At 66.9% G+C, this 21,102-nt stretch carries 18 protein-coding genes and 2 pseudogenes; 10 read left to right on the top strand and 10 right to left on the bottom strand.

Annotated features, from left to right (window positions below; genetic code table 11):
- Positions 1–63: 63 nt before the first annotated feature.
- From OG716_RS18790 to OG716_RS18780, 3 genes are all read right to left on the bottom strand, one after another.
- The gene (locus tag OG716_RS18790; RefSeq protein WP_327145189.1) at positions 64–258 is read right to left on the bottom strand and encodes a hypothetical protein; all 195 of its coding nucleotides are present in this window, start codon (positions 256–258) and stop codon (positions 64–66) included.
- A 339-nt stretch (positions 259–597) separates the two neighbouring features.
- The gene (locus OG716_RS18785; RefSeq protein WP_405138837.1) at positions 598–2,403 is read right to left on the bottom strand and encodes an acyl-CoA dehydrogenase; all 1,806 of its coding nucleotides are present in this window, start codon (positions 2,401–2,403) and stop codon (positions 598–600) included.
- A 117-nt stretch (positions 2,404–2,520) separates the two neighbouring features.
- Complete coding sequence (locus OG716_RS18780; RefSeq protein ID WP_405138836.1) at positions 2,521–3,555, bottom strand: AraC family transcriptional regulator ligand-binding domain-containing protein; 1,035 nt, start codon at positions 3,553–3,555, stop codon at positions 2,521–2,523.
- 135 nt (positions 3,556–3,690) lie between these two features.
- On the opposite strand from OG716_RS18780, the gene OG716_RS18775 reads away from it, so the two are divergent.
- The 4 genes from OG716_RS18775 to OG716_RS18760 all read left to right on the top strand — a co-directional run bounded on the left by OG716_RS18775 (position 3,691) and on the right by OG716_RS18760 (position 7,250).
- Positions 3,691–5,031 (top strand): aldehyde dehydrogenase family protein, encoded by a 1,341-nt coding sequence (locus OG716_RS18775; RefSeq protein ID WP_405138835.1) that lies wholly within the window; start codon positions 3,691–3,693, stop codon positions 5,029–5,031.
- 168 nt (positions 5,032–5,199) lie between these two features.
- The gene (locus OG716_RS18770) at positions 5,200–5,532 is read left to right on the top strand and encodes a DUF952 domain-containing protein (RefSeq protein WP_405139749.1); all 333 of its coding nucleotides are present in this window, start codon (positions 5,200–5,202) and stop codon (positions 5,530–5,532) included.
- A gap of 43 nt (positions 5,533–5,575) precedes the next feature.
- A complete protein-coding gene (locus OG716_RS18765; protein ID WP_355121003.1) occupies positions 5,576–6,058 on the top strand; it encodes a cation:proton antiporter regulatory subunit in 483 nt (160 codons plus the stop codon).
- A 4-nt stretch (positions 6,059–6,062) separates the two neighbouring features.
- Positions 6,063–7,250, top strand: a complete 1,188-nt coding sequence (locus OG716_RS18760; protein ID WP_405138834.1) for a cation:proton antiporter — start codon at positions 6,063–6,065, stop codon at positions 7,248–7,250.
- Here OG716_RS18760 and OG716_RS18755 read toward each other — a convergent pair.
- Positions 7,164–8,054, bottom strand: coding sequence for a rhomboid-like protein (locus OG716_RS18755; RefSeq protein ID WP_405138833.1), 891 nt, complete (start codon positions 8,052–8,054; stop codon positions 7,164–7,166). The genes OG716_RS18760 and OG716_RS18755 overlap by 87 nt on opposite strands.
- A 155-nt stretch (positions 8,055–8,209) precedes the next feature.
- On the opposite strand from OG716_RS18755, the gene OG716_RS18750 reads away from it, so the two are divergent.
- From OG716_RS18750 to OG716_RS18735, 4 genes and pseudogenes are all read left to right on the top strand, one after another.
- Positions 8,210–9,616 (top strand): ethanolamine ammonia-lyase subunit EutB, encoded by a 1,407-nt coding sequence (locus OG716_RS18750; protein ID WP_405138832.1) that lies wholly within the window; start codon positions 8,210–8,212, stop codon positions 9,614–9,616.
- A gap of 23 nt (positions 9,617–9,639) precedes the next feature.
- Positions 9,640–9,924: pseudogene (locus OG716_RS18745) on the top strand (ethanolamine ammonia-lyase light chain EutC); the annotation flags it as partial.
- A 258-nt stretch (positions 9,925–10,182) separates the two neighbouring features.
- A pseudogene (locus tag OG716_RS18740) lies at positions 10,183–10,680 on the top strand (ethanolamine ammonia-lyase light chain EutC); the annotation flags it as partial.
- A 221-nt stretch (positions 10,681–10,901) separates the two neighbouring features.
- Positions 10,902–11,975 carry a YdcF family protein gene (locus OG716_RS18735; RefSeq protein ID WP_405138831.1) on the top strand — a complete coding sequence of 358 codons (1,074 nt, stop codon included), beginning with the start codon at positions 10,902–10,904 and terminating at the stop codon, positions 11,973–11,975.
- Between the two features lie 9 nt (positions 11,976–11,984).
- On the opposite strand, the gene OG716_RS18730 is transcribed toward OG716_RS18735, so the two are convergent.
- Both OG716_RS18730 and OG716_RS18725 read right to left on the bottom strand, forming a co-directional pair.
- A complete protein-coding gene (locus tag OG716_RS18730) occupies positions 11,985–13,577 on the bottom strand; it encodes a Na+/H+ antiporter (RefSeq protein WP_405138830.1) in 1,593 nt (530 codons plus the stop codon).
- A gap of 76 nt (positions 13,578–13,653) precedes the next feature.
- The gene (locus OG716_RS18725) at positions 13,654–14,664 is read right to left on the bottom strand and encodes an MHYT domain-containing protein (protein ID WP_405138829.1); all 1,011 of its coding nucleotides are present in this window, start codon (positions 14,662–14,664) and stop codon (positions 13,654–13,656) included.
- A 240-nt stretch (positions 14,665–14,904) separates the two neighbouring features.
- On the opposite strand from OG716_RS18725, the gene OG716_RS18720 reads away from it, so the two are divergent.
- Positions 14,905–15,420 (top strand): beta-class carbonic anhydrase, encoded by a 516-nt coding sequence (locus OG716_RS18720; RefSeq protein ID WP_405138828.1) that lies wholly within the window; start codon positions 14,905–14,907, stop codon positions 15,418–15,420.
- A gap of 57 nt (positions 15,421–15,477) precedes the next feature.
- Here the strand turns inward: OG716_RS18720 and OG716_RS18715 are convergent, their stop codons facing one another.
- The 4 genes from OG716_RS18715 to ppgK all read right to left on the bottom strand — a co-directional run bounded on the left by OG716_RS18715 (position 15,478) and on the right by ppgK (position 19,943).
- Positions 15,478–15,774, bottom strand: a complete 297-nt coding sequence (locus OG716_RS18715) for a hypothetical protein (RefSeq protein WP_355120987.1) — start codon at positions 15,772–15,774, stop codon at positions 15,478–15,480.
- A 445-nt stretch (positions 15,775–16,219) separates the two neighbouring features.
- Entirely contained in the window at positions 16,220–17,356 is a 1,137-nt protein-coding gene (locus tag OG716_RS18710) for a fatty acid desaturase family protein (protein ID WP_405138827.1), read from the bottom strand.
- Between the two features lie 282 nt (positions 17,357–17,638).
- The gene (locus OG716_RS18705) at positions 17,639–19,033 is read right to left on the bottom strand and encodes an RNA polymerase sigma factor (RefSeq protein ID WP_355120971.1); all 1,395 of its coding nucleotides are present in this window, start codon (positions 19,031–19,033) and stop codon (positions 17,639–17,641) included.
- 151 nt (positions 19,034–19,184) lie between these two features.
- Positions 19,185–19,943, bottom strand: a complete 759-nt coding sequence (gene ppgK, locus OG716_RS18700) for a polyphosphate--glucose phosphotransferase (protein WP_405138826.1) — start codon at positions 19,941–19,943, stop codon at positions 19,185–19,187.
- A gap of 69 nt (positions 19,944–20,012) precedes the next feature.
- Here ppgK and OG716_RS18695 point away from each other — a divergent pair, with 69 nt between their 5' ends.
- Positions 20,013–20,930 carry an inositol monophosphatase family protein gene (locus tag OG716_RS18695; RefSeq protein WP_405138825.1) on the top strand — a complete coding sequence of 306 codons (918 nt, stop codon included), beginning with the start codon at positions 20,013–20,015 and terminating at the stop codon, positions 20,928–20,930.
- Positions 20,931–21,102 lie beyond the last annotated feature (172 nt).

Here is a 21,102-nt window from a genome sequence, read left to right as displayed (position 1 = left end):
GGAAGATTCAATTTTCGAGCGGACCCCCCGAGGTGGTGAACCATCCCCGAGGTGGAGGAGCTGTTACAGCGCCGGTGCCGACTCCGTGTTGATCACGGCTTCGAGCGCACGAAGACGATCCATGTGCTCATTGGCGTGATGCTGGCAGAAGAGCAACTCACCACCCGCGGGAAGGACTGCGCGCACGCGCGCCGCCGCCCCGCAACGGTCACAACGGTCGACCGCAGTCAGTGGGGTGCTAGTCAGGGTTCCTGGCATGACTCCTCCGTCCTGGCTCCGGAATGCTCGCACATCCTTTGCCTGGTGTGGGGGCTCGCGATCCACTTCGCGAGCCTCGCTACCGCTACTTCCCAGCAGTGGTTGATGACTACTCTGTCAGACGTTCGGGGAGCGGTCTTTGTTCCCGGGATGTTTCCCGTGTGTTTTGCCTAACACGACCTGCGATTTCGCTGAAAGCGAACAGGCCTTGGCTGGTACCCGCGAAACCCCTCGGGCCGCCCCTCCGAACACCCTGATCAAGTTGTCTACCGGGAGACTACCCGCGGGCCCCGGCACTCACACTCCGATTGCATAACCCTCCAGACACGCTTAGCAAGCTCATAGCCAAGCGGCGTTCAGATCGAGCGTGGTGCGGTCGCGGGAATCGAGGAGATCGAACATCGCAGTGGTGCGCGGCAATTCCCATCGGAAGAAGTATCGGGCGGCGGCGCGCTTGCCGAGTCCGAAGGTTTCACCGCGCGCCGTATGGGGTGCGGCGGCGAGGGCTTGTTCGAGCCAGATCCAGGACAGCACCACATGCCCGAAGGCCTCGAGGTAGACGGCGGAGTTGGCGAGCGCCGACTCCGGATCGAGGTCGCGCCACAGTCCGGAGGTGGTGGCGGCGATTCGTCCGGCGGCGGCTTCCAGAGCGTCGGCGAATTCGGACAATTCGATATCTTCGCTCGCGCGTGCCGCGGCGATGGTAGCCGCCATGGTCGTCAGCAGTGCGGTGAGCGCCACGCCATTGTCCAGGGTCACCTGGCGGCCCAGCAGGTCCAGGCTCTGAATGCCGTGTGTGCCCTCGTGAATCGGATTGAGGCGATTGTCGCGGTAGTGCTGTTCGACGTCGTAGTCGCGCGTGTAGCCCGCCCCGCCGTGCACCTGGATGGCGAGGTCGTTGGCGGTCAGGCACCACTGGCTCGGCCAGCTCTTGGCGATGGGGGTGAGGATGCGCAGCAGGGTTCCGGCGGCGGCGCGGTCCGACTCGGTGGCGGCGGTGCGCTGCTCGTCGACCAGCTTGCCGCAGTAGAACTGCAGTGCCAGAGCGCCTTCCACATACGATTTCTGCGCGAGCAGCATGCGCCGCACATCCGGATGCTCGGCGATCGGCACCTGGGCGCCGCCGCGGGCGCCCAGCGGGCGGCCCTGCGGACGGGTGCGGGCGTAGTCGAGGGACTTCAGATAGCCGGTGTAGCCCAGGGCGGTGGCGGCCAGGCCGACGCTGATGCGGGCCTCGTTCATCATCGTGAACATCTGCGGCAGACCGTGATTCAGCTCGCCGACCAGATAGCCGATCGCGCCGGGCCGATCACCGGGGGTGAAATTGCCGTCGCCGAATATCGGGGCGGTATTGACAGTGCCGCGCCAGCCCATCTTGTGATTGATTCCGGCCGGAACCACATCATTGCGGATCGCCGGGGCTCCGTCTTCGCCGGGCAGGAATTTGGGCACCAGGAACAGTGAGATGCCACGGGTGCCCTCCGGCGCGCCGGGGACGCGGGCCAGTACCAGGTGGACGATATTCTCCGAAAGTTCGTGGTCCCCACCGGAAATCCACATCTTGCGGCCGAAGACGCGGTAGCTGCCGTCGTCCTGCGGGACCGCGCGGGTGGTGATGTCGGCGAGGCTGGATCCGGCGTGCGGCTCCGAGAGCGCCATGGTGCCGAGGTAGCGGCCCTCCAGCATGGGCCGGACGAAGCGGTCGATCTGCTCCGGACTGCCGTGTGCAGCAAGGAGATTGGCATTGCCGGTGGTGAGCATGGGATAGGCCGCTGTGCCGGCATTGGCGGCATGGAACCAGGACATGCAGGCGGTGTAGACCACATGCGGCAGCTGCATGCCGCCGATCTCGTAATCCATTGCCGCGCCGATCATTCCGGCGTCGGCGAAGGCCTGCACGGCCTTGCCGACGGCGGGAATGATGTGTACCTGCTCGCCGTCGAACTCCGGTTCGTGCAGATCGCTCTCGCGATTGTGCGAGGCGAAATAGGTGGTGGCCAGGTCCTGGCACAGGCGCAGCACCTGATCGAAAGTGTCGCGGGAGTGGTCGGTGAACCGCTCCCGGCCGGTGAGCGACTCCACATCCAGCCAGTCGTAGAGCAGGAACTCGATATCGCGGGCGGACATGATCACGGACGGGTTCATGGTTCCTCGAACGGTCGGGTGCGGGGTGTACCCGACGGTCTACCAGATGACGCCCCTCGTACCCATGACCCCCGCCCCGCCGTGCCCGCGACCCCGTGCCGCCGGACGGCTGTTCGGCTAGGAGCGCACCGACGCGCGCCCCCGATGCAACCGCCCGAAATGTCCTGGTGACTGGCCTTTCCAGGTGCGGAACGCGGAGGCGAAGGCCGATACGCTGGAGTAGCCGAGCCGCTCGGCCGCCTGCTCGACGGTGAGCCCGGCAATGAGCAGTTCCTCCGCGAGCAGGCCGACCGTCTCGGTGCTGAGCTCGCGGAAGGTGGTGCCCTCCTCGGCGAGGCGGCGGCGCAGGGTGCGCACGCTGACATCGAGGTCTCCGGCGATCCGGGCCTGATCGGCCGAACCGCCGTGCCGGATGAGCAGCTGCCGGACCCGGCCGCTGAGACCGGTGCGGCTGTGCCGGCTCTCCATGAGATCCGCGCACTGCTGCTCGTAGAAGCGGGCGGTGGACATATTCGCCTGCGGCAGCGGGGTTTGCAGAGTGCTCGCTTGAAAGCTGATGCGGGACTGTGGCATCGAGAACGCGACCTCCTCCACGCCGAAAACGGCGCCGAACATCTCGTAGATCGGATGGGCTTCCACATCGAGCTCCACGCGCACGGCCGGAATTCGCATGGGGAGCAGGTCCTGCTGGATCGTGGCGATGGCCGCCAGATCGCGTTCCAGGGTGAAGCGGCGGATATCGGCCGGTAGCGCGGAATCGTCACGCACCACGCATACTTCGGCGCCGCGCTCCTCGATGAAATGGCGCGCGGCGGTGAAGGACAGATCGGCGTAGCGCAGCGCGATATCCATGGCCTGTTTCAGGTTGGAGCTGCTCATGAGGGCGAAGCCGAGCACGCCCATGGTGGGCGGATGGCAGAGCAGGCCCGCCAGCAGCCCCAGACCGGGCTCGTCATGGATGCCGGCGACCACATTGCGGGTCACCGAAAACTCCTGGGCCAGCGTGATTTCGGTCGAGGGGTCGCGCAGATCGATATCCCGGATGCCGGTCGCCTGCAGGGTGGACCGCATTGTCATGCCTCGGCCCAGGGCGAAGTCGGCCAGCAGGGCGGTGCTGGTGATGGACCGCAGTTGCGCCAACTCTTCCGTCACTCAGGAAGTCTCGCAAACTTTCGGCGTCTGCGGGCCGTTACCGGCCGGTAAGTTGCCTGGGTACGGCCCATATTCGTCGATTCCTGGCCCATTGCCAGCTGGTCGCTCGAAAACCTCAGCCATACGGTGAGTTTCATGCGCACAGCGCAAAACGCATACTTCGCCGAAAGTCCCCGCCAGGTGCCGTCTTCAGGAAAGGTCGGCCCGCCGATGCTCATCGTGATCGCTCCCGCCGACGGACGGGTCGTCGACACGGTCCCCGCCGATACGCCCGACCAGGTGCGTGATGCCGTCGAACGGCTGCGCGACAACAGTGTGCTGTGGCGGTCACTGGGTGTCGTCGGCCGCGTCCACTGGCTCAATATGCTCCGAAACTGGTTGCTGGACAACCACGATGGGCTGGTCCTGCTCTTGGGTCTGGAGACCGGCAAATCCGAGACCGAGGCCGAGACGGAGTTCGCGCTCACCATCGACGCCCTCGACCACTACCGCGCCAATGCCGCCGACTTCCTCGGCGGCAAACTGCCGCAGGCGCCCATGCGGCCGGGCGCGATCATGCAGCTGACCATCGCCCAGCAGGCGTCCGCGGTGGTCGGGGTGATCGGGCCGTGGACATATCCGTTGGCGCTGACCATGATCGACGCGCTGCCGGCGCTGGTGGCCGGGGCCGCGGTGATCGTCAAACCCTCCTCCCAGACTCCGCTCACCCTGCGGGCCGTCACCGCGGGCTGGGCAAGTCTCGGCGCCCCAGCGGTTTTCGAATCGGTCGCCGGGCACGATGCCGGTCCGGCGATCCTCGATCGTGTCGATTACATCCGCTTCACCGGGAGTATGGAGACCGGGAAGGTGGTGGCCCTGCGCGCGGCCGCCCGGCTGATTCCGTGCTGCCTGGATCTGGGCGGGAAGTCGGCGGCGGTGGTGCTCGCCGATGCGGATCTGGGCAAAACGGCCGCCAGTATTGCGCTGGGCGGCTTGGCAAATAGCGGGCAAAACCCTAACGGCATCGAGCGCGTCTATGTCGAAAACGCTGTCTACGACGCCTTTGTCGACAAACTGGTGGATGAGGCCGCCGCGTTCGGCCCGACCCTCGGTGAGGAGACCGGCTTCGCCGTCATGACCTCCGCCAAACACATCGAGTTCGTCCGCGACCAGGTCCGCGACGCCCTCCTCAAGGGAGCCACCCTGCGCTGCGGCGGCGCCGCGGTCGGCCACAGCTTCGAACCCACCGTCCTGGCCGATGCCGACCCCACCATGTCCGTCCTCACCCAGCAGACCCTCGGCCCGATCCTGCCCGTGGTCCGGGTCGCCGACGCGGGCGAAGCCTTCGAACTGGCCCTGCGGACACCCGCCGGACCGTGCATCAGCGTCTGGACCGCCGACGCCGCCGTAGGCGCCCGCGCCATCGGCAGATTCGCACCCGCTCGAGTCGGCGTCAACGACGTCTCGATCCACCTCGCTCATCCGGCGCCCTATTGATAGTGCGCTCGACTGAACCCTTTGCCGTGCTGAACCTTGCGCTCTGCTGAACCCTGCGCCGTTTCTGCGCACTGCTGAATCCAGCGCTGTGCTGAATCCGGCGCCCTACTGAACTAGGTTGGCCGGGTGGGAACCGAAACGGAGTCGACGCCGAAAAGCCTGGTGCACATGTGCGCTCGCGAGGAGTGGGAGGCCGCGCGGGCGGTGGGGGAGTATCGGGCGCTCTCGCTGGCGGAGGTGGGGTTCATTCATCTGTCCGCGCCGTATCAGGCACACCTGCCCGCCAACCGGATTTTCGCGGGGCGCACGGATCTGGTGCTGCTGTGGCTGGATCCGGAGCGGCTCGGCGCGCCGGTGAAGTGGGAGCCGGGGGTGCCGGCCGATCCGGAGTCCATGACGTTCCCGCATCTGTACGGGCCGCTGCCGGTCGACGCGGTGGTCGAAGTGGCCTCCTACCTGCCGGGATCCGACGGTATTTTCGCCCCGCTCACCGCTGACTGAGCTGCTCCGCCGGTATCGGGGCAGTCTGTCCTAATCTGGACGGGTGAACGTCGATGTGACAGCCCTGCCCGGTATCGGTGTGCGGAAGGATTTCGAGGTCCGTGCCGGGCGCCGGATCGGAGTGGTGGCGCATAAGGACGGCTCCATCGATCTGATCGTCTCCCAGCGGGACGATCCGGATGCCTGCCTGGCGCAGGTGCCCCTGACCGCCGACGAGGCCGGGGTGCTGGCCAATCTGCTGGGCGCGCCGCAGCTGGTGGAGAAGCTCAAGGAGGATCACCGGGACCTACCGGGGATCACCACCCGGCAGCTGCCCATCGGCGGCAGTTCGCCCTATCGCAGCCGCATGCTGGGCGAGACCGGACTGCGCACCCGCACCAAGGCCTCCATTGTCGCGGTCATGCGCGCCGGGCAGCTGCACCCCTCACCCGGGCCGGATTTTGTACTCGACTCCGGAGATCTGCTGGTAGTGGTCGGTACCCCGCACGGGCTGGACGCGGCCGCTCGCATCCTGGCCGACGGCTGAAGCGGTGGATTCGACCGGCCTAGCCCTGATCGAGCTCGGCGCGATCTTGTTCGCGCTCGGCATGATGGGCCGCTTCGCCGGCCGCTTCGGCATGTCCCCGATTCCGCTCTATCTGCTGGGCGGGCTCGCCTTCGGTGACGGCGGCATCGTCCAGATGCGGGCCGCCACCGAATTCGGCCACCTGGCCGGTGAGATCGGGGTGGTGCTGCTGCTCCTACTACTCGGATTGGAGTACACCCCAGCCGAATTGATGACCGGACTGCGCCGCGACTGGCTGGCCGGCTTCCTCGATATCGCCGCCAATGCCATACCCGGCGTGCTGGTGGCGCTGTTTCTCGGCTGGGGTCCGGTGGGGGCGGTGACCATGGGCGGCGTCACGTATATCTCGTCGTCGGGCATCGTGGCCAAAGTGCTCAATGATCTGGGCCGCCTGGGTAACCGCGAAACGCCGGTCATCCTGTCCATTCTGGTGTTCGAGGATCTGGCCATGGCGGTGTACCTGCCGATCCTCACCATGATGCTGGCGGGGCTGAGCTTCTTCAGCGGGCTGAAATCGCTGGCAATCGCATTGGTGGCCATCACGGTGGTGCTGGTGGTGGCGCTGCGCTACGGCCGCTACGTCTCGAAGATCGTGGACAGCAATGACAATGAGGTGTTCCTGCTCAAGCTGCTGGGCGCGGCGCTGCTGGTCGCCGGTGCGGCCTCGGCTCTGAATGTGTCGGCGGCAGTGGGTGCGTTCCTACTGGGCATCGCCATCTCCGGAAGTACGGCGCAGGAGGCGGCGAAACTACTGGAACCGCTGCGAGATCTGTTCGCGGCCATCTTCTTCGTGGCCTTCGGGCTCAATACCGATCCGCGCGCCATTCCGCCGGTACTGGGCTGGGCGATCGCGCTGGCGCTGGTGACCGCGCTGACCAAGATCGGCACCGGTTGGTGGGCGGCGCGGCGGCAGGGCATTCGGCGGATGGGCCGGGCCCGCGCCGGTGCCGCGCTGGTGGCCCGCGGCGAATTCTCCATCGTCATTGCCGGACTTGCGGTTTCGATGGGCGGGGTGAACCACCGGCTGGCCGCGCTAGCCTCGGCCTACGTGCTACTGATGGCCGTATTAGGCCCGATCGCCGCCCGCGTGGTCGAGCCGACCGTCCGGCTCCTGCAGCGCGACCGGGGCGGTCTCGACCCGGTCGGGAAGTAATGTGACAGCGGCCTTTTCGGTGGCGCGGCGGGCCGAGGACTCCCGCCAGGCCAGCAGGCGGCGGGAGATCAGCACCGCGATCCCGCCGACCGCGAAGCCGATGATCAGCGCCGAGAAGTGGCCGTAATCGGTGAAGGTGCGGCCGTTCCAGACGCCGTAGCCGTACCAGAGCAGCAGCCCGGTCGCCCAGAGCAGTCGCGGATAGCCGCGCAGCCGGAAGGCCAGTACCGCCAGCATGGTCGAAATCCCGTAGCTGGGGCCGACATCCGAGGCGACCGTCACCCGGAACGGGATGAGATCCTTCTGCACGGCGTGCGAGATGCCCACGACGGTGATCAGGGTCGCGCCGATATGCCCGATGGCCACCACCAGAATCCAGCGCAGTGAACCCAGCCAGCGTTCCGCCAGTGCCATCAGCGTCAGCAGCATGACGATGTCCCCCCACGGGAAACCGCCGCCCTCGGTCCAGAACGCGGAGGCGAGCAGCACCTGGATCGGATCCCGCTGCATATTCTTGAGATTGGTGGAGGCGGACAGGATCAGTCGGCGGCCGACCAGATCGCTGGCGCCGCGCAGCGTCCACCAGGTCACGAAGAGGGTGAAGGCGTAGGCGATGCAGGCCGGGGTCACCGCCAGCAATCGCTGATAGGCGGTGACGGCACGCCGCAGCCGCTGCGGGCGGGCCCACCATGCGCTCAGGGCGTGCACCTCGTCGGTGATGCCGACGGTGTCGAGCCAGGGTGGCTGATTGGTGCGCAGAGTCATCTGATGCGGTCCGTTCTCCCGTGCGCTGCTGGTCGTCACCGTCCGAACCGACGCCCGCGGGGGTGTCGGTGCCATGGTATCCCGAGGTCAAGCGGGCCTGTGCCATGCGGCGGTGAGTCGAGAAGTTACGCGTGGTAATGCCCCGGGAAAGTCGCGGTTACACCCCAGCAACATGGGCTCCGGAGGATTGGGCCATGTACCACCAGCGAATCGGCGGCGCGACCTACAGTTTCGACGGGCTGGTCGAGCTCTTGGCCAAGGCGACTCCGCGTCGCAGCGGCGACGAATTGGCCGGATGCGCGGCCGAATCCGATGCCGAACGCGCTGCCGCGCAGTGGGCGCTGGCCGAGGTGCCGCTGCGCACCTTCCTCGAGTATCCGGTGGTGCCGTACGAGACCGACGAGGTCACGCGGCTCATTCTCGATACGCACGATCGGGTTGCGTTCCAAGCGATTTCGCATCTCACCGTGGGCGGGCTGCGGGACTGGCTGCTCGGGGTCGCCGCCACGGCGGAGGCGGGGCGCACGCTGGCCGCGGTATCGCCCGGGCTCACACCGGAAATGGTGGCCGCGGTCAGCAAGCTCATGCGTAATCAGGATCTGATCGCGGTCGCCAAGGCCGTCGAGGTGCGTGCCGGGTTCCGCACCACGGTCGGGCTGCCCGGGACCCTCGCCACCCGATTGCAGCCCAATCACCCCACCGATGATCCGCGCGGTATCGCGGCGGCCGTGCTGGATGGATTGCTATTGGGTTGCGGTGATGCGGTAATCGGGATCAATCCGGCTACCGATTCCCCGCGGGCCACCGCTGATCTGCTGCACCTGCTCGACGAGGTGCGGCAGCGGTTCGATATTCCCACGCAGTCGTGTGTGCTCTCGCATGTCACCACCACCATGCGGCTCATCGAGGCGGGCGCGCCCGTGGATCTCGTATTCCAGTCCATTGCGGGGACCGAGGGTGCGAATTCCGGCTTCGGCGTGAATATTTCGCTGCTACGGGAGGCCAATGAGGCCGGGCGGTCGCTGCGGCGCGGCACCGTCGGCGACAATGTCATGTACCTGGAAACCGGTCAGGGCTCGGCACTTTCGGCGGGTGCGCACCTGGGTACCGGCGGACGGCCCGTCGATCAGCAGACCCTCGAGACCCGCGCCTATGCCGTGGCGCGGGAGCTGAATCCGCTGCTGGTCAATACTGTGGTCGGATTCATCGGGCCCGAATACCTCTACGACGGTAAGCAGATCATCCGGGCCGGGCTCGAGGATCACTGCTGCGGCAAACTGCTCGGGCTGCCCATGGGCGTGGACGTCTGCTACACCAATCACGCCGAGGCCGACCAGGACGATATGGATAATCTGCTCACGCTGCTGGGTGCGGCGGGCTGCGCCTTCGTCATCGCCGTTCCGGGCGCGGACGATGTCATGCTCGGCTATCAGAGCCTGGCCTACCACGACGCCCTCTACGCCCGAAAAGTATTGGGCCTGCGGCCCGCTCCCGAATTCGCCGCCTGGCTCGAACGCCTCGGCATGATGGGAACCGACGGCCGCGTCCTGCCGGTCCCGCCCCTCTCCTCACCCCTGCGCGGACTGGCGAGCGCCTCGTGAACGAATCCCCGCGCCCCGCCGGCATCGAAGACATTGCGGCCCGGGCCTTCTGGGCCGACCTCCGGCGCACCACCCAGGCGCGCATCGGACTGGGCCGCACCGGCGACGCCCTACCCACCGCCGACGTCCTGGAACTCCGCGCCGCCCACGCCGCCGCCCGCGACGCCGTACACAACCCACTCGACGTGAATGCCCTTGCCGCCCAAGTGAATGCCCTCGGCCTGGGCGAAGCGGTCCACATCCGCAGCCGCGCAACCGACCGCTCCGAATACCTCCGCCGCCCAGACCTGGGCCGACTGCCGTCCGATACGGCGACCGCGTCCGATACGGCGACCGCGTCCGATACGGCGACCGCGTCCGATACGGCGACCGCGTCCGATACGGCGACCGCGTCCGATACGGCGACCGCGTCCGATACGGCGACCGCGCCCGATACGGCGACCGCGCCCGATACGGCGACCGCGCACGGTGGGGCGACTGTGTTCGGCACGGCTAGCGCTTCCGGTGGGGCGGCTGCATCCGGTACAGCTACCGCGCACGGCACGAATACCATTCTGCGCGAAGGCATTTCGGCAGTGCAGTATACCGGTGCGGATATCGGCATTGTGCTCGCCGACGGCCTCTCGCCGCGCGCCCTCACCGACCACGGCGTACCCATGCTCGCCGCCCTCGCCGAAATCCTCGGCGACCGCTACACCCTCGCCCCGCCGGTCATCGCCACCCAAGCCCGCGTGGCGCTGGGCGACCATATTGGCCAAGCCCTAGGCGTAGGCACCCTCCTGGTTCTCATCGGCGAGCGCCCGGGCCTCTCCGTCGCCGACAGCCTCGGCATCTACCTCACCCACCTCCCATGCCCAGGCCGCGCCGACTCCGAACGCAATTGCATCTCCAATATCCACCCACCCGAAGGCCTCGGCTACGCCCGCGCCGCCCAGGTCGCCTCCGGCCTCATCGAAGGCGCCCGCCGCCTCGGCCGTTCCGGCGTCGACCTGAAGGACACCTCCGCCGACACCGCACTGACCAGCGGCGCCGCATTGGTTCTGGAGGCGGCCGACCCGGTATAGGTCGCAACATGCCGCACACTGGTGCCGACGGCCGCGACACTGCGGCCTTGTCGTCGGCGCCCGCCGAGGTGATCGCCAAGGGCCGGGGTCGACAGTTGCTGCGCGGGTGGGGCGGCTGCGGTGACCTCCGGCGTGCCCGGCGCAACTATTCTGCACACTGCGCATAGCGTGACGGCTGCGACCGAGGCACAGCCGGTGCCGCGCGCCGAGGGGAGGCTGCCGTGAGATCACCGATCGTGCTGGCGCTGCTATTGGCCGGCGCTGTGCTGCTGGCGGCGCTCGGGGCGTTCCGGATCATCAAGGACCCGCGGCGCGTCTCGACCGGATTCATATTGCTGGCGGCGATCGCATTGCTCGCGGTGTGGGCACTGCTGGCGGTGCACGACTGGGATCCCACGCTCGCTCTGGAAATCGCTCTGGCGCATGTCATTCTGCTGCCACCGGTGTCGCTGCTGGCCGCGGGGATCGGATTGGTCGCCAACGGTGTGGTGCTGACTCGGCGCGAGGGGCTGCGCATCGCGACCGCCGTCGCGCCCGTCGCAGGTATCGGACTGCTGGTTTTGCCGCTGCTGGCATATCGGATCATGGATCCGGGCCCGGAGACCTCGATCTGGCAGGAGGCGGTGGTCGTAGCGTTCCTGCTGCTCGGACTGCTCCTGCTGGTGCAGTTGCTGGCGTTCGCCGGCTACGCGGTGCTGTACGCGCGACTTCCGCGGCAGCCCGGCTCCGATGCGGTGGTCGTGCTCGGTTGTGGATTGGCCGGCGGGCGCGTCACTCCGCTGCTGGCCTCACGGCTGGACCGCGCGATCGAGGTGTACCGCGATGAGGTGGCGGCGGGTGCGGATCCGCTGCTGGTGACCTCGGGTGGACAGGGACCCGGCGAGACGGTCGCTGAAGCGGATGCCATGGCCGATTACCTCGAGGCCGCCGGACTGCCCGCCGCGCGCATCGTCCGGGAGAATCGATCCCGCAATACCCGGGAGAACCTGCGCTTCACCGCGGCCCTGCTCCGCGAGCGCGGTTGCGCACCGGAAGAATTGCGAATGGCGGTGGTGACCAGTGACTTTCACGTCATGCGCACCGCCGCGCTGACCCGCCGGCTCGATCTGGACGCTCAGGTGACGGGCGCCCGGACCGCACGCTACTTCGTGCCCGCGGCCTTCCTGCGCGAGTTCATCGCCATGCTGTCCACGCATCGGCGGGCCAATCTGGTAGTCGCGGGCGTGCTCGTCGCGCTGATAACCGCGGCGGCCGTCTATTCGTATCTGCCTGTCGGGCTCGATGTTCCGGATTGACGCCGCGAGCTACGGCCGACCGGCCTTCGTGCGCAGATCCAGGCGGCGCATCACCCGATCCACCACATCCGGTGCGATACCGGGCTCCCGGCGCGCAGCCAGCGCCTCGGTGCGACCGGCCTCCAGCACCTCATCGCTGATGGCGCGTATCTGCTTGGTGAACGCGACGGTGCGGTCGGTGGCAATGCGCGCATTGCTGTCCGCCGCTTCGGGATCGGCCTGCGCCAGGCGGCGTTCGAAGCCGTCCCGCAGGCGCTCGTAGATCTCCTCGGGCAGTCGCTCGGTGGTCGAAATCTCTTTGAGCCGAGCGAGTTCCGCCTGCAGGACCCGGGTCCACAACTGCCGCTCCATCTCCCGTTCGCGCCCGGTGTCCGCGTGCACACCCGTCGCGCGCACCACCGCCGGAAGCGTTGTGCCCTGCAGCAGCAGCGTGAAAAGCACGACGGCGAAAGCGGTGAACAGGATTTCGGAGCGGCCCGGGAACGGCGCACCGGAATCGGTGGTGAGCGGGACGGCCAGCGCCAGCGCCACCGTGGCCACCCCGCGCATACCCGCCCACCACGTCACAATGGTTTCCCGCCAGGTGTAGGGCTCATCGGCATCGTGTGTGCGCCAACGGTTCCGGAACAGGGCGGTGGTGCACAGCAGCCAGATCAGCCGCAGCCCCACCACCACGCCGATCACCGCGGCCGCACCGCCGAGGAAGCGCGGCCAGTCCGGTCCCGCATCTCGAAGCACCGTGCTGAGTTCCAGGCCGATGAGCCCGAAAGCGAAACCGGTGACCAGCATTTCGGTGATCTCCCAGAAGGAGTCACCGACCAGCCGATAGTCGCTGTCGCTGAAATCCGTTGCCGCATCGGTGAGATACAGCGAGCACACCAGCACGGCCAGCACCGCGGAACCGCCGCGTGCTTCGGCGAGCGCATAGGCCGCGAACGGCAGCAGCAGGCCGAGCGCCACCTGCCAGGGCGCCTCACCGAGCCGCCGCATGAGCTTGCTGCCCAGCCAGCCGAGCAGCAGGCCGACCAGCACACCCACCACAGCGGAGATCACGAAATCCCCGGCCGCGTGCCAGGCCGAGAACTTTCCGGTGACCACCGCCTGGATCGCCGCCGCGTAGATGACGATGGCGGTCACATCGTTGAACAGGCCCTCACCCTCGAGCACCGCCACCAGGCGGCGGGGCAGCCCGAGCTTGCCCGCCAGCGCCGATACCGCGACCGGATCGGGAGGGGCGACCAGAGCGCCGAGTGCCAGCGCCGCGCCGATCGGGACGGCCGGATACCAGGCGCGGAAGACCAGGGCCACGGCCACGGCCGTCACGGCGACCAGGACCACCGCCCGCAGGCTGATGGCGCCCCAGTTTTCGGAGAAGGCCCGCCAGGAGGTGCGCCGGGCCGCGGCGTACAGCAGCGGCGGCAGCACCAGCGGCAGGATCAGCTCCGGTTCGATGCGGACATCCGGGACCTGCGGAATCAGCGCCAGGACCAGGCCGAAGACGGTCATGAGCACCGCGGGCGCCTGACCCAGCCGCCGGCCGAGTGGCTGCGCGATGATGGTCGCGAGCAGGACGACGAAGATCAACTCGAATTGGTGGTGCACGCCCGTCAGTTTGCTGCCGATATGCCTGAAAGTCGACCAACCGGTCCGTGTTCTCAGCAGTTACGCTGCGAGACTCTCAGGAAGGCGAAGGTCCGGCCGGCGGCATTCCGAGACCGCCCTGCGGGTAGGCGCCGGGCCGTTCGGGGGCGTACAGCGGCGGTTGGCTCGGGTAGTACGGCTCGGGCTGCTGATGCGGGGTCGGATACTGCGGCACCTGCCGGTAATCCTGCTTGACCACACCGAATCCGTTCGACGCGGACCGGGCGCCCGGGGTCATCGAATTGTCCGTGCGGGCAATGGAACTCGACCGAAGCGACCAGGGGTCGTGCTGCGCCGGTTCCGGCCGCACCGGTTCGGCAACGCGACTGGCCTCGTCCACCTCGGTCAGCCCGACGTGAATGACCAGTATCAAGGTCACCATTGTCACGCTGACCATCAGCGGGGCGAGCAACTGGAACGGGATCACACCCGAAGGCGGGGTCGGATTGTCCATTTGATGCGCGCTCATCGACGCCATGCCGGTGTAATGCATGCCGCAGACCGCGACACCCATGATCAGCGCGGCGCCGACGGTCGCGAGAATCCTGTTGATATTCAAGGTGAACCACAGCGCCACGATCGACGCCACCACACCGATCACCACCGACAACGCGACCAGCCCGGGGCTGTAGTCGATCACCGCGTCCGAGTTCATGGCGTACATGCCCGCGTAGTGCATGGCACTCACGCCCAGCCCGGTCACCGTGCCGCCGGCGAGCAGTTCCCAGCCACCCCACCGTGTGGAGGCCACGATCCACAGCCCCGCCCACACCACCGCAATGGCGATCGCCGCGCTGAGCAGTGTGATCGGCACGTTGTAGCGAATATTCGCTCCGTGGATCGAGAACCCCAGCATGGCGACGAAATGCATCACCCATACGCCGGTGCCGCCGATGGCGACCGCGGCGGCGATCAGCCACCCCCGGCGGCCTTCTCCGGATCGCGCGCGAACAGTGCATCGCAACCCGAGCAGGCAACCGATGACGGACATGATGTAGGCCACTACGGGGGTAACCCACCCGTAAGTGAAGTGGTGAATTTCCAGCACTCGAACTCCATTGCCAGAACAGGGGTTTCGCGGATCGCGTTTGCGAGCGAAGAGTACCGGTCACCTGCCCGATTGGGAAATTGAAACATTATGGTTTCTGAAAGTTAGCTGGCTGAGATTGCAGACGTCGGCAACCGTTTGAATCTCCCTGAGCCGGACCGGTTTCTTTGCCCCAGGAAATGCCTACCGTGAGTCGCGGCACATATAGGGATTGACGCATACCGAGCGCAAGGGGCCACTGTGACCGCCACCGAGCAGTACCTGCAGAACAATTCGACCTACGCCGGCACCTTCACCGGCCCGCTACCGCTGCCGCCGTCGCGGGGTGTCGCCGTCGTCGCGTGCATGGATGCGCGAATCAACGTCTACGCGGTCCTCGGCCTGGCTGACGGTGAAGCGCATGTGATCCGCAATGCGGGCGGCGTCATCACCGCCGACGAGATCCGTTCCCTCGCGATCAGCCAGCGCCTGCTCGGCACCCGCGAGATCATCCTCATCCACCACACCGACTGCGGCATGCTGACTTTCACCGACGACGACTTCAAAGCCGCCATCCAGCAGGACACCGGCATCAAGCCGGAATGGGCCGCGGAGTCCTTCACTGATCTGGAAACCGATGTCCGCCAATCCATCTCGCGCATAGTCGCCAGCCCGTACATCCCGCACAAGGACAATATCCGCGGCTTCGTCTTCGACGTCGCGACCGGCAAACTGAATGAAGTAGTAGCGGGCGACCGACTCACCACCGTCGTCTGAAAGCCTGAAACAGGGCCGCCGCGGAATGCGCAGGCGGCCCCTGTGTTGCCCTGCCGGCTACTCGGCCTGCCAATCCCTGCTGAACAGCGACAGCTGCGACGGATCGCTCTCGCCCTCGCCATAGAGGCTGCGCAGGCAGCGCACGCATGTGACATCCGCGCGAGTCGGCTGCAACGCATTGGGAGACCACCCCGCAACCCCGGTGTGGCACAACAGCTCCGGTACCTCCTCGGTGCCGACCCACTGTCCGAGTCCGACGGCGTGCACGGTCCGCCCGTTTCGGACGATGGCGTGCACGCCGGGGTCGCCGAATTTCGCCCGTGCGAACGCGGCCAGGGGAGCGATATCGGTCATCCTCCGGACAATACGGTTCGACTACGACAGTGCGGGCTCGGCGCGGCGTAGTCAGCCGTGCGACTATGCCGGAATTCATGTGAATTGAATGTATTCCAAATCACATCCCGGCCATGAACCCTTATCCCGAACGGTGCGAACCGGATTCGCCGCGCTCATCGCGGCGGCCCCGCCCCTCTTGATGACGCCGTCGGCCAGGAAATACCCATCGCTGCCGGGAACAGTGCCGTCGCCACTTTCGCCTGGGATCCCGTCAAAGCCGGTGCGACCACGCTGACCGTCAGCCAGGGCGGATCCTCGAAATCTGTCACTCGCGTCATCTGCCCGTCGGGCGTGTCCTCAGCAGGGACAATCTGCCTCACCTTCATGCAGGGTGCAGGCTCGGGGACCGGATCGGCCGCAGCCCTCATACCGCTCCTGAGTGGTTCCGAGGATCGAGAACCGGCTACCGCCGGTCCTGCCACCCTCCTTGGGAGTCGCGCACCGGGGCGGGTTGCGCTCTGTTGTGTTGTGGCACTGCGGAATCCGGGTGGCGATCGGGGGCGCGGAGGGGAGCGCCGACGTGGTGCAGGTGCGTCAGTGCTTCGCGATAGGAGGAGATCAGGCCTGTTTCGTAGTACGGCACGCCGATTTCGGTGCAGTAGTCGCGGACGATCAGCCGGGCGCGGCGGAGGTTCGGGGTCGGCATGCTCGGGAACAGGTGGTGCTCGATCTGATAGTTGAGGCCGCCGAGGGCGAGGTCGGTTAATGCGCCGCCCCGGACGTTGCGCGAAGTCAGGACCTGGCGACGGAGGTAGTCGGGGCGGTCGTCGCCGGTCAGGGTCGGCATGCCCTTGTGGTTCGGGGCGAACAGGCAGCCCATGTACAGGCCGAAGAGGCCCTGATGGACGGCCAGGAACGCAAAGGCTTTGTCGGCGGGCAGAACTGCGAACAACGCGGCCAGGTAGACGGCGAAGTGGGCGAACAGCAGCGCGCCTTCCCACCCGCGGTGTTTGACCGATCGATTTCCGAGCGCACGCACGCCGGCCACATGGAGGTTCAGGCCCTCCAGCAAAAGCAGAGGAAAGAACAGGAACGCCTGCGCCCGCCCGATGAGACGGGCCAGACCCCGGCTGGACCGTGCCTGCCGTTGCGACCAGACCAGAATGTCGGGCGCGACATCGGGATCGAGCTCCTCGTGGTTCGGGTTGGCGTGATGCCGGGTGTGCTTGTCCTGCCACCAGCCGTAGCCCAGACCGATGCCGGCATTGCCGACGAATCGTCCGACGAGCTCCGTCGGCCGCCGGAGCCGGAAGACCTGGCGGTGCGCGACATCATGCATGACGAGTGCGACCTGAGCGAACGTCACCGCCATGAACCCCGCGACCAGCAGCGTCCACCACGAATCGCCGATGAGGACAAAAGCGGCCCAGCCGGCCACGAACGCGACCCCGACGAGACTCAGCCGGCTCGCGTAATAGACGGGACGCCGTTCCATCAGCCCCGCATCGGAGATCCGACGCAGCAAACGGGCGTAATCACCATCAGCGCCGCGCCGCGGCGACCGTGGAGAGGACTCGGGGACGAACGCAGGTGTCGTCATAGATCTTCCTGAGAGCTGAGCCCGAGACGCCATCTCCGTCCGTCGACGATGCCGGCCGGTCGATGCCGGAGCAGGGCGCCGATTTCGATACCCCGAAGCTATCGCCCCAATTCTCGTTGCCTGTAACCCCTTGGTATGACACGGAATAGGACTCCAGTGTGATACCCGCCCTCGGTGAGGGTGAAGAAGAAGGGCGTGTTCTTGTTGCCGCACTTCGACATTCGGCAAATACGAGAAAGGCCCCCGAAGCGTCAGCTCAGGGGGCCTTTCTCGACAAACAACCTAGTCCAGGTAGTCGCGCAATACCTGGGAGCGGCTGGGGTGGCGCAGCTTGCTCATGGTCTTCGACTCGATCTGGCGGATGCGCTCGCGCGTGACGCCGTAGACCTGGCCGATCTCGTCCAGGGTGCGGGGCTGGCCGTCGGTGAGGCCGAAGCGGAGTCGGACTACACCTGCCTCGCGCTCGGAGAGGGTTTCCAGGACCGACTGGAGCTGGTCCTGCAGCAGGGTGAAGCTGACGGCGTCTACCGCGACGACGGCTTCGGAGTCCTCGATGAAATCGCCGAGCTGGCTGTCGCCTTCGTCGCCGATCGTCTGATCGAGGGAGATGGGTTCACGCGCGTACTGCTGGATCTCCAGCACCTTTTCGGGCGTGATGTCCATTTCCTTGGCGAGCTCTTCGGGAGTGGGCTCGCGGCCCAGGTCCTGTAGGAGCTCACGCTGGATACGGCCCAGCTTGTTGATGACCTCGACCATATGCACCGGGATACGGATGGTGCGGGCCTGATCGGCCATGGCGCGGGTGATCGCCTGACGGATCCACCAGGTGGCATACGTGGAGAACTTGTAGCCCTTGGTGTAGTCGAACTTCTCGACCGCGCGGATCAGACCCAGGTTGCCCTCCTGGATGAGATCCAGGAACGCCATACCGCGGCCGGTGTAGCGCTTCGCGAGCGAAACCACCAATCGTAGGTTGGCTTCCAGCAGGTGGTTCTTGGCGCGATTGCCATCGCGCATGATCCACTGCAGGTCGCGACGCAGCTGAACGGTGAGCTTCTCGCCCTTTTCGGCGAACTCGCGCAGCTTCTCGGTGGCGTAGAGGCCGGCCTCGATGCGCTTGGCGAGCTCGACCTCCTCCTCCGCGTTGAGCAGCGCGACCTTGCCGATCTGCTTGAGGTAGGCGCGCACCGAGTCGGCGGAAGCGGTGAGCTCCGCGTCCTTGCGAGCCTGCCGCAGGGCCTCGGATTCCTCCTCGTCCCAGACGAAGTCGCCCGACGCCTTGTCCTTGGCGGTGGGCTCCTCGGCCTCTTCGGCTTCCTCGCCCGCCGCCGGGGTCTCGGCCTCTTCGGCATCGTCCTCGGCGAGATCCTCCTCGACCAGGTCGGTCTCATCGACCTCCAGGTCGCCGAGGTCAGCGAGGTCCACCGACTCTTCGTCGGTGCTCACATCGACGTCGCCGTCGTCGCCCTCGCCCTTGCTGCCGGCCTTCTTGGCTGCCGCCTTCTTGGCCGGAGCCTTTTTAGCAGGGGCCTTCTTGGCTGCGACTTTTTTGGCCACCGCCTTCTTGGCCGGAGCTTTCTTAGCGGCAGCCTTTTTGACCGGCCGTGCTGCGGTGATGTCTGCGGAGTCGGCTTCGTCGGCCGATTCGGCGGTCTCTCGGGTATTCGTGGCTACCACGTACGCCCTTTCGTGACGGTCTCGTGCGGCGTCACGCCAGAGTGGTGATCCGGCGGAGCGGTCTGTAGGGGGGTAACCGGCGCTGGTGCCGGGTTGTTTTCACCGGCGCACCGCCGGAGCTTCTTCCATTGTAACGATCGAACCAGCGTACTTATGGCGCGATACCGGCAGACACGGCCATTGCCGCTCCCACGATGCCCGCGGTGTTCTTCAAATCGGCCGCGACGACGGGGGTTCGGTTGGTCAGCAACGGAATCCATTCAGCGTAGTCGCGACTGATGCCGCCACCCGCCACGAACACGTTCGGCCAGAACAGATTTTCCAGCGTGACCAGCACCTTACTGACCTCGACCGCCCATTGCGCGTAGGTCAGGCCGTCGCGATCCTTGATCGATGCGGCGGCCCGGTGCTCGGCCTCCTGACCACCCACCTCGATATGCCCGAGTTCGCTGTTGGGCATGAGCACGCCGTTGTACATCACGGCCGATCCGATGCCCGTGCCGAAGGTGAGCAGCATTACCAGACCGTCGAGATCCTTTGCCGCGCCGTAGCGGTCCTCGGCCATGCCGGCGGCGTCCGCATCGTTGAGCACCGTCACCTCACGGCCGCCGAGCGCCTGCGAGAAAAGCGCCCGGGCGTCGATGCCGATCCAGGACTTGTCGATATTGGCCGCGGTGCGCACGACACCGCCGATGATCACGCTCGGCATGGTGATGCCGACCGGACCGTCCCAACCCGATTGCGCGACCACCTTCGCGACGGTCTCCGCGACCGCGCCCGGCGTGGCCGGATGCGGCGTCGCCACCTTGATGCGCTCCTGGATCAGCTCCCCGGTGGCCAGATCGACCGCAGCGCCCTTGACGCCGCTACCGCCGATGTCGATACCGAACCCGTGCCCCCGAGCGGACATGACAACTCCTCGTTCTCCCAGTGATGTGCCCGACAAGCCTAATGCGAGGTGTGCGGGATCTGTGCTGCGATGGTCCACGTGCCGGAATCCGATTTCACCTCCACCGCATCGAACACCACCCTGACCTCCGACGGGACCGACATCGCCGAACTGCGGCGCGTGGCGGTACATCTGGCCGAAACCGCCGCCGCACATGTGCGGGCGCGCCGCCCCGAGGTCTTCGGGCCGGGCGCTGTCGCGGATGACGCCGTGCAGTCCAAGAGCACCCCCACCGACCCCGTGACCATCGTCGATACCGAGACCGAGGCGCTGGTCCGCAAGCTCGTCGCCGAACTGCGCCCGGGCGATCTCGTCCTCGGCGAGGAGGACGGCGGCACCCTCGCCGATGATCCGGACGCCGTCCAGTGGGTCGTCGATCCGATCGACGGCACGGTCAATTTCGTCTACGGCATCCCCGCGTACTCGGTCTCGGTGGCGGCCGTGCGCGGCGGCCGATCGGTCGCCGGAGCCGTGGCGGATGTCGTGGCCGGAGCGACCTACAGCGCCGGGCTCGGCCTGGGCGCGCACCGGACTCCCCTTGGCGGCGAACCGATTCCGCTGCGCTGCAATCCGGTCGAGTCGGTGTCCATGGCCCTGCTCGCCACCGGATTCGCGTACGCCCCGAAGCGTCGCGCGAGGCAGGGCGAACTGATCGCGGAACTGTTGCCACAGATTCGCGACATTCGGCGCCTCGGCTCGGCCGCACTCGATCTGTGCATGGTGGCGGAGGGGCGCGTGGACGCCCACTACGAGCACGGCCTGAACCTGTGGGATTGGGCCGCAGGCGCGCTCATCGCCGCCGAGGCGGGCGCGCGGCTGACCCTGCCGGCGCCGACGGCGTCCGGTTCGGCGGGCGAATTGGTGGTGGCCGCCGCGCCCGGAATCGCCGACGAACTGAGCGGTCTACTCGAGCGAATCGGTGTCACCACCCCTATCCCGGAGCGATGACAGCGGGCTAGACAAGCTGGATGTCCTGAAAGCGGAATCGCCGCGCCCAACAAGGGCGCGGCGACATGGACACATCAAGCGACACAGCGCTATTGGTTCGCGGCCGTCTCGTTCTGGACTGAGTGGAGCGGGGGAGCGAAGCGGAGGAGCGGAGGGAGGGAAGAACGAGACA

It is taken from the genome of Nocardia sp. NBC_01388, from assembly GCF_045040085.1.
Lineage (GTDB): Bacteria > Actinomycetota > Actinomycetes > Mycobacteriales > Mycobacteriaceae > Nocardia.
This window is presented reverse-complemented; position numbering and strand designations above follow the sequence as displayed.

Excerpts from the sequence above, each read along its gene's own strand:
- OG716_RS18790 (WP_327145189.1), bottom strand. The coding sequence starts at position 258 with ATGCCAGGAACCCTGACTAGCACCCCACTGACTGCGGTCGACCGTTGT.
- OG716_RS18785 (WP_405138837.1), bottom strand. The coding sequence starts at position 2,403 with ATGAACCCGTCCGTGATCATGTCCGCCCGCGATATCGAGTTCCTGCTC.
- OG716_RS18775 (WP_405138835.1), top strand. The coding sequence starts at position 3,691 with ATGCGCACAGCGCAAAACGCATACTTCGCCGAAAGTCCCCGCCAGGTG.
- OG716_RS18770 (WP_405139749.1), top strand. The coding sequence starts at position 5,200 with ATGTGCGCTCGCGAGGAGTGGGAGGCCGCGCGGGCGGTGGGGGAGTAT.
- OG716_RS18750 (WP_405138832.1), top strand. The coding sequence starts at position 8,210 with ATGTACCACCAGCGAATCGGCGGCGCGACCTACAGTTTCGACGGGCTG.
- OG716_RS18715 (WP_355120987.1), bottom strand. The coding sequence starts at position 15,774 with ATGACCGATATCGCTCCCCTGGCCGCGTTCGCACGGGCGAAATTCGGC.
- OG716_RS18710 (WP_405138827.1), bottom strand. The coding sequence starts at position 17,356 with ATGACGACACCTGCGTTCGTCCCCGAGTCCTCTCCACGGTCGCCGCGG.
- ppgK (WP_405138826.1), bottom strand. The coding sequence starts at position 19,943 with ATGTCCGCTCGGGGGCACGGGTTCGGTATCGACATCGGCGGTAGCGGC.
- OG716_RS18695 (WP_405138825.1), top strand. The coding sequence starts at position 20,013 with ATGGTCCACGTGCCGGAATCCGATTTCACCTCCACCGCATCGAACACC.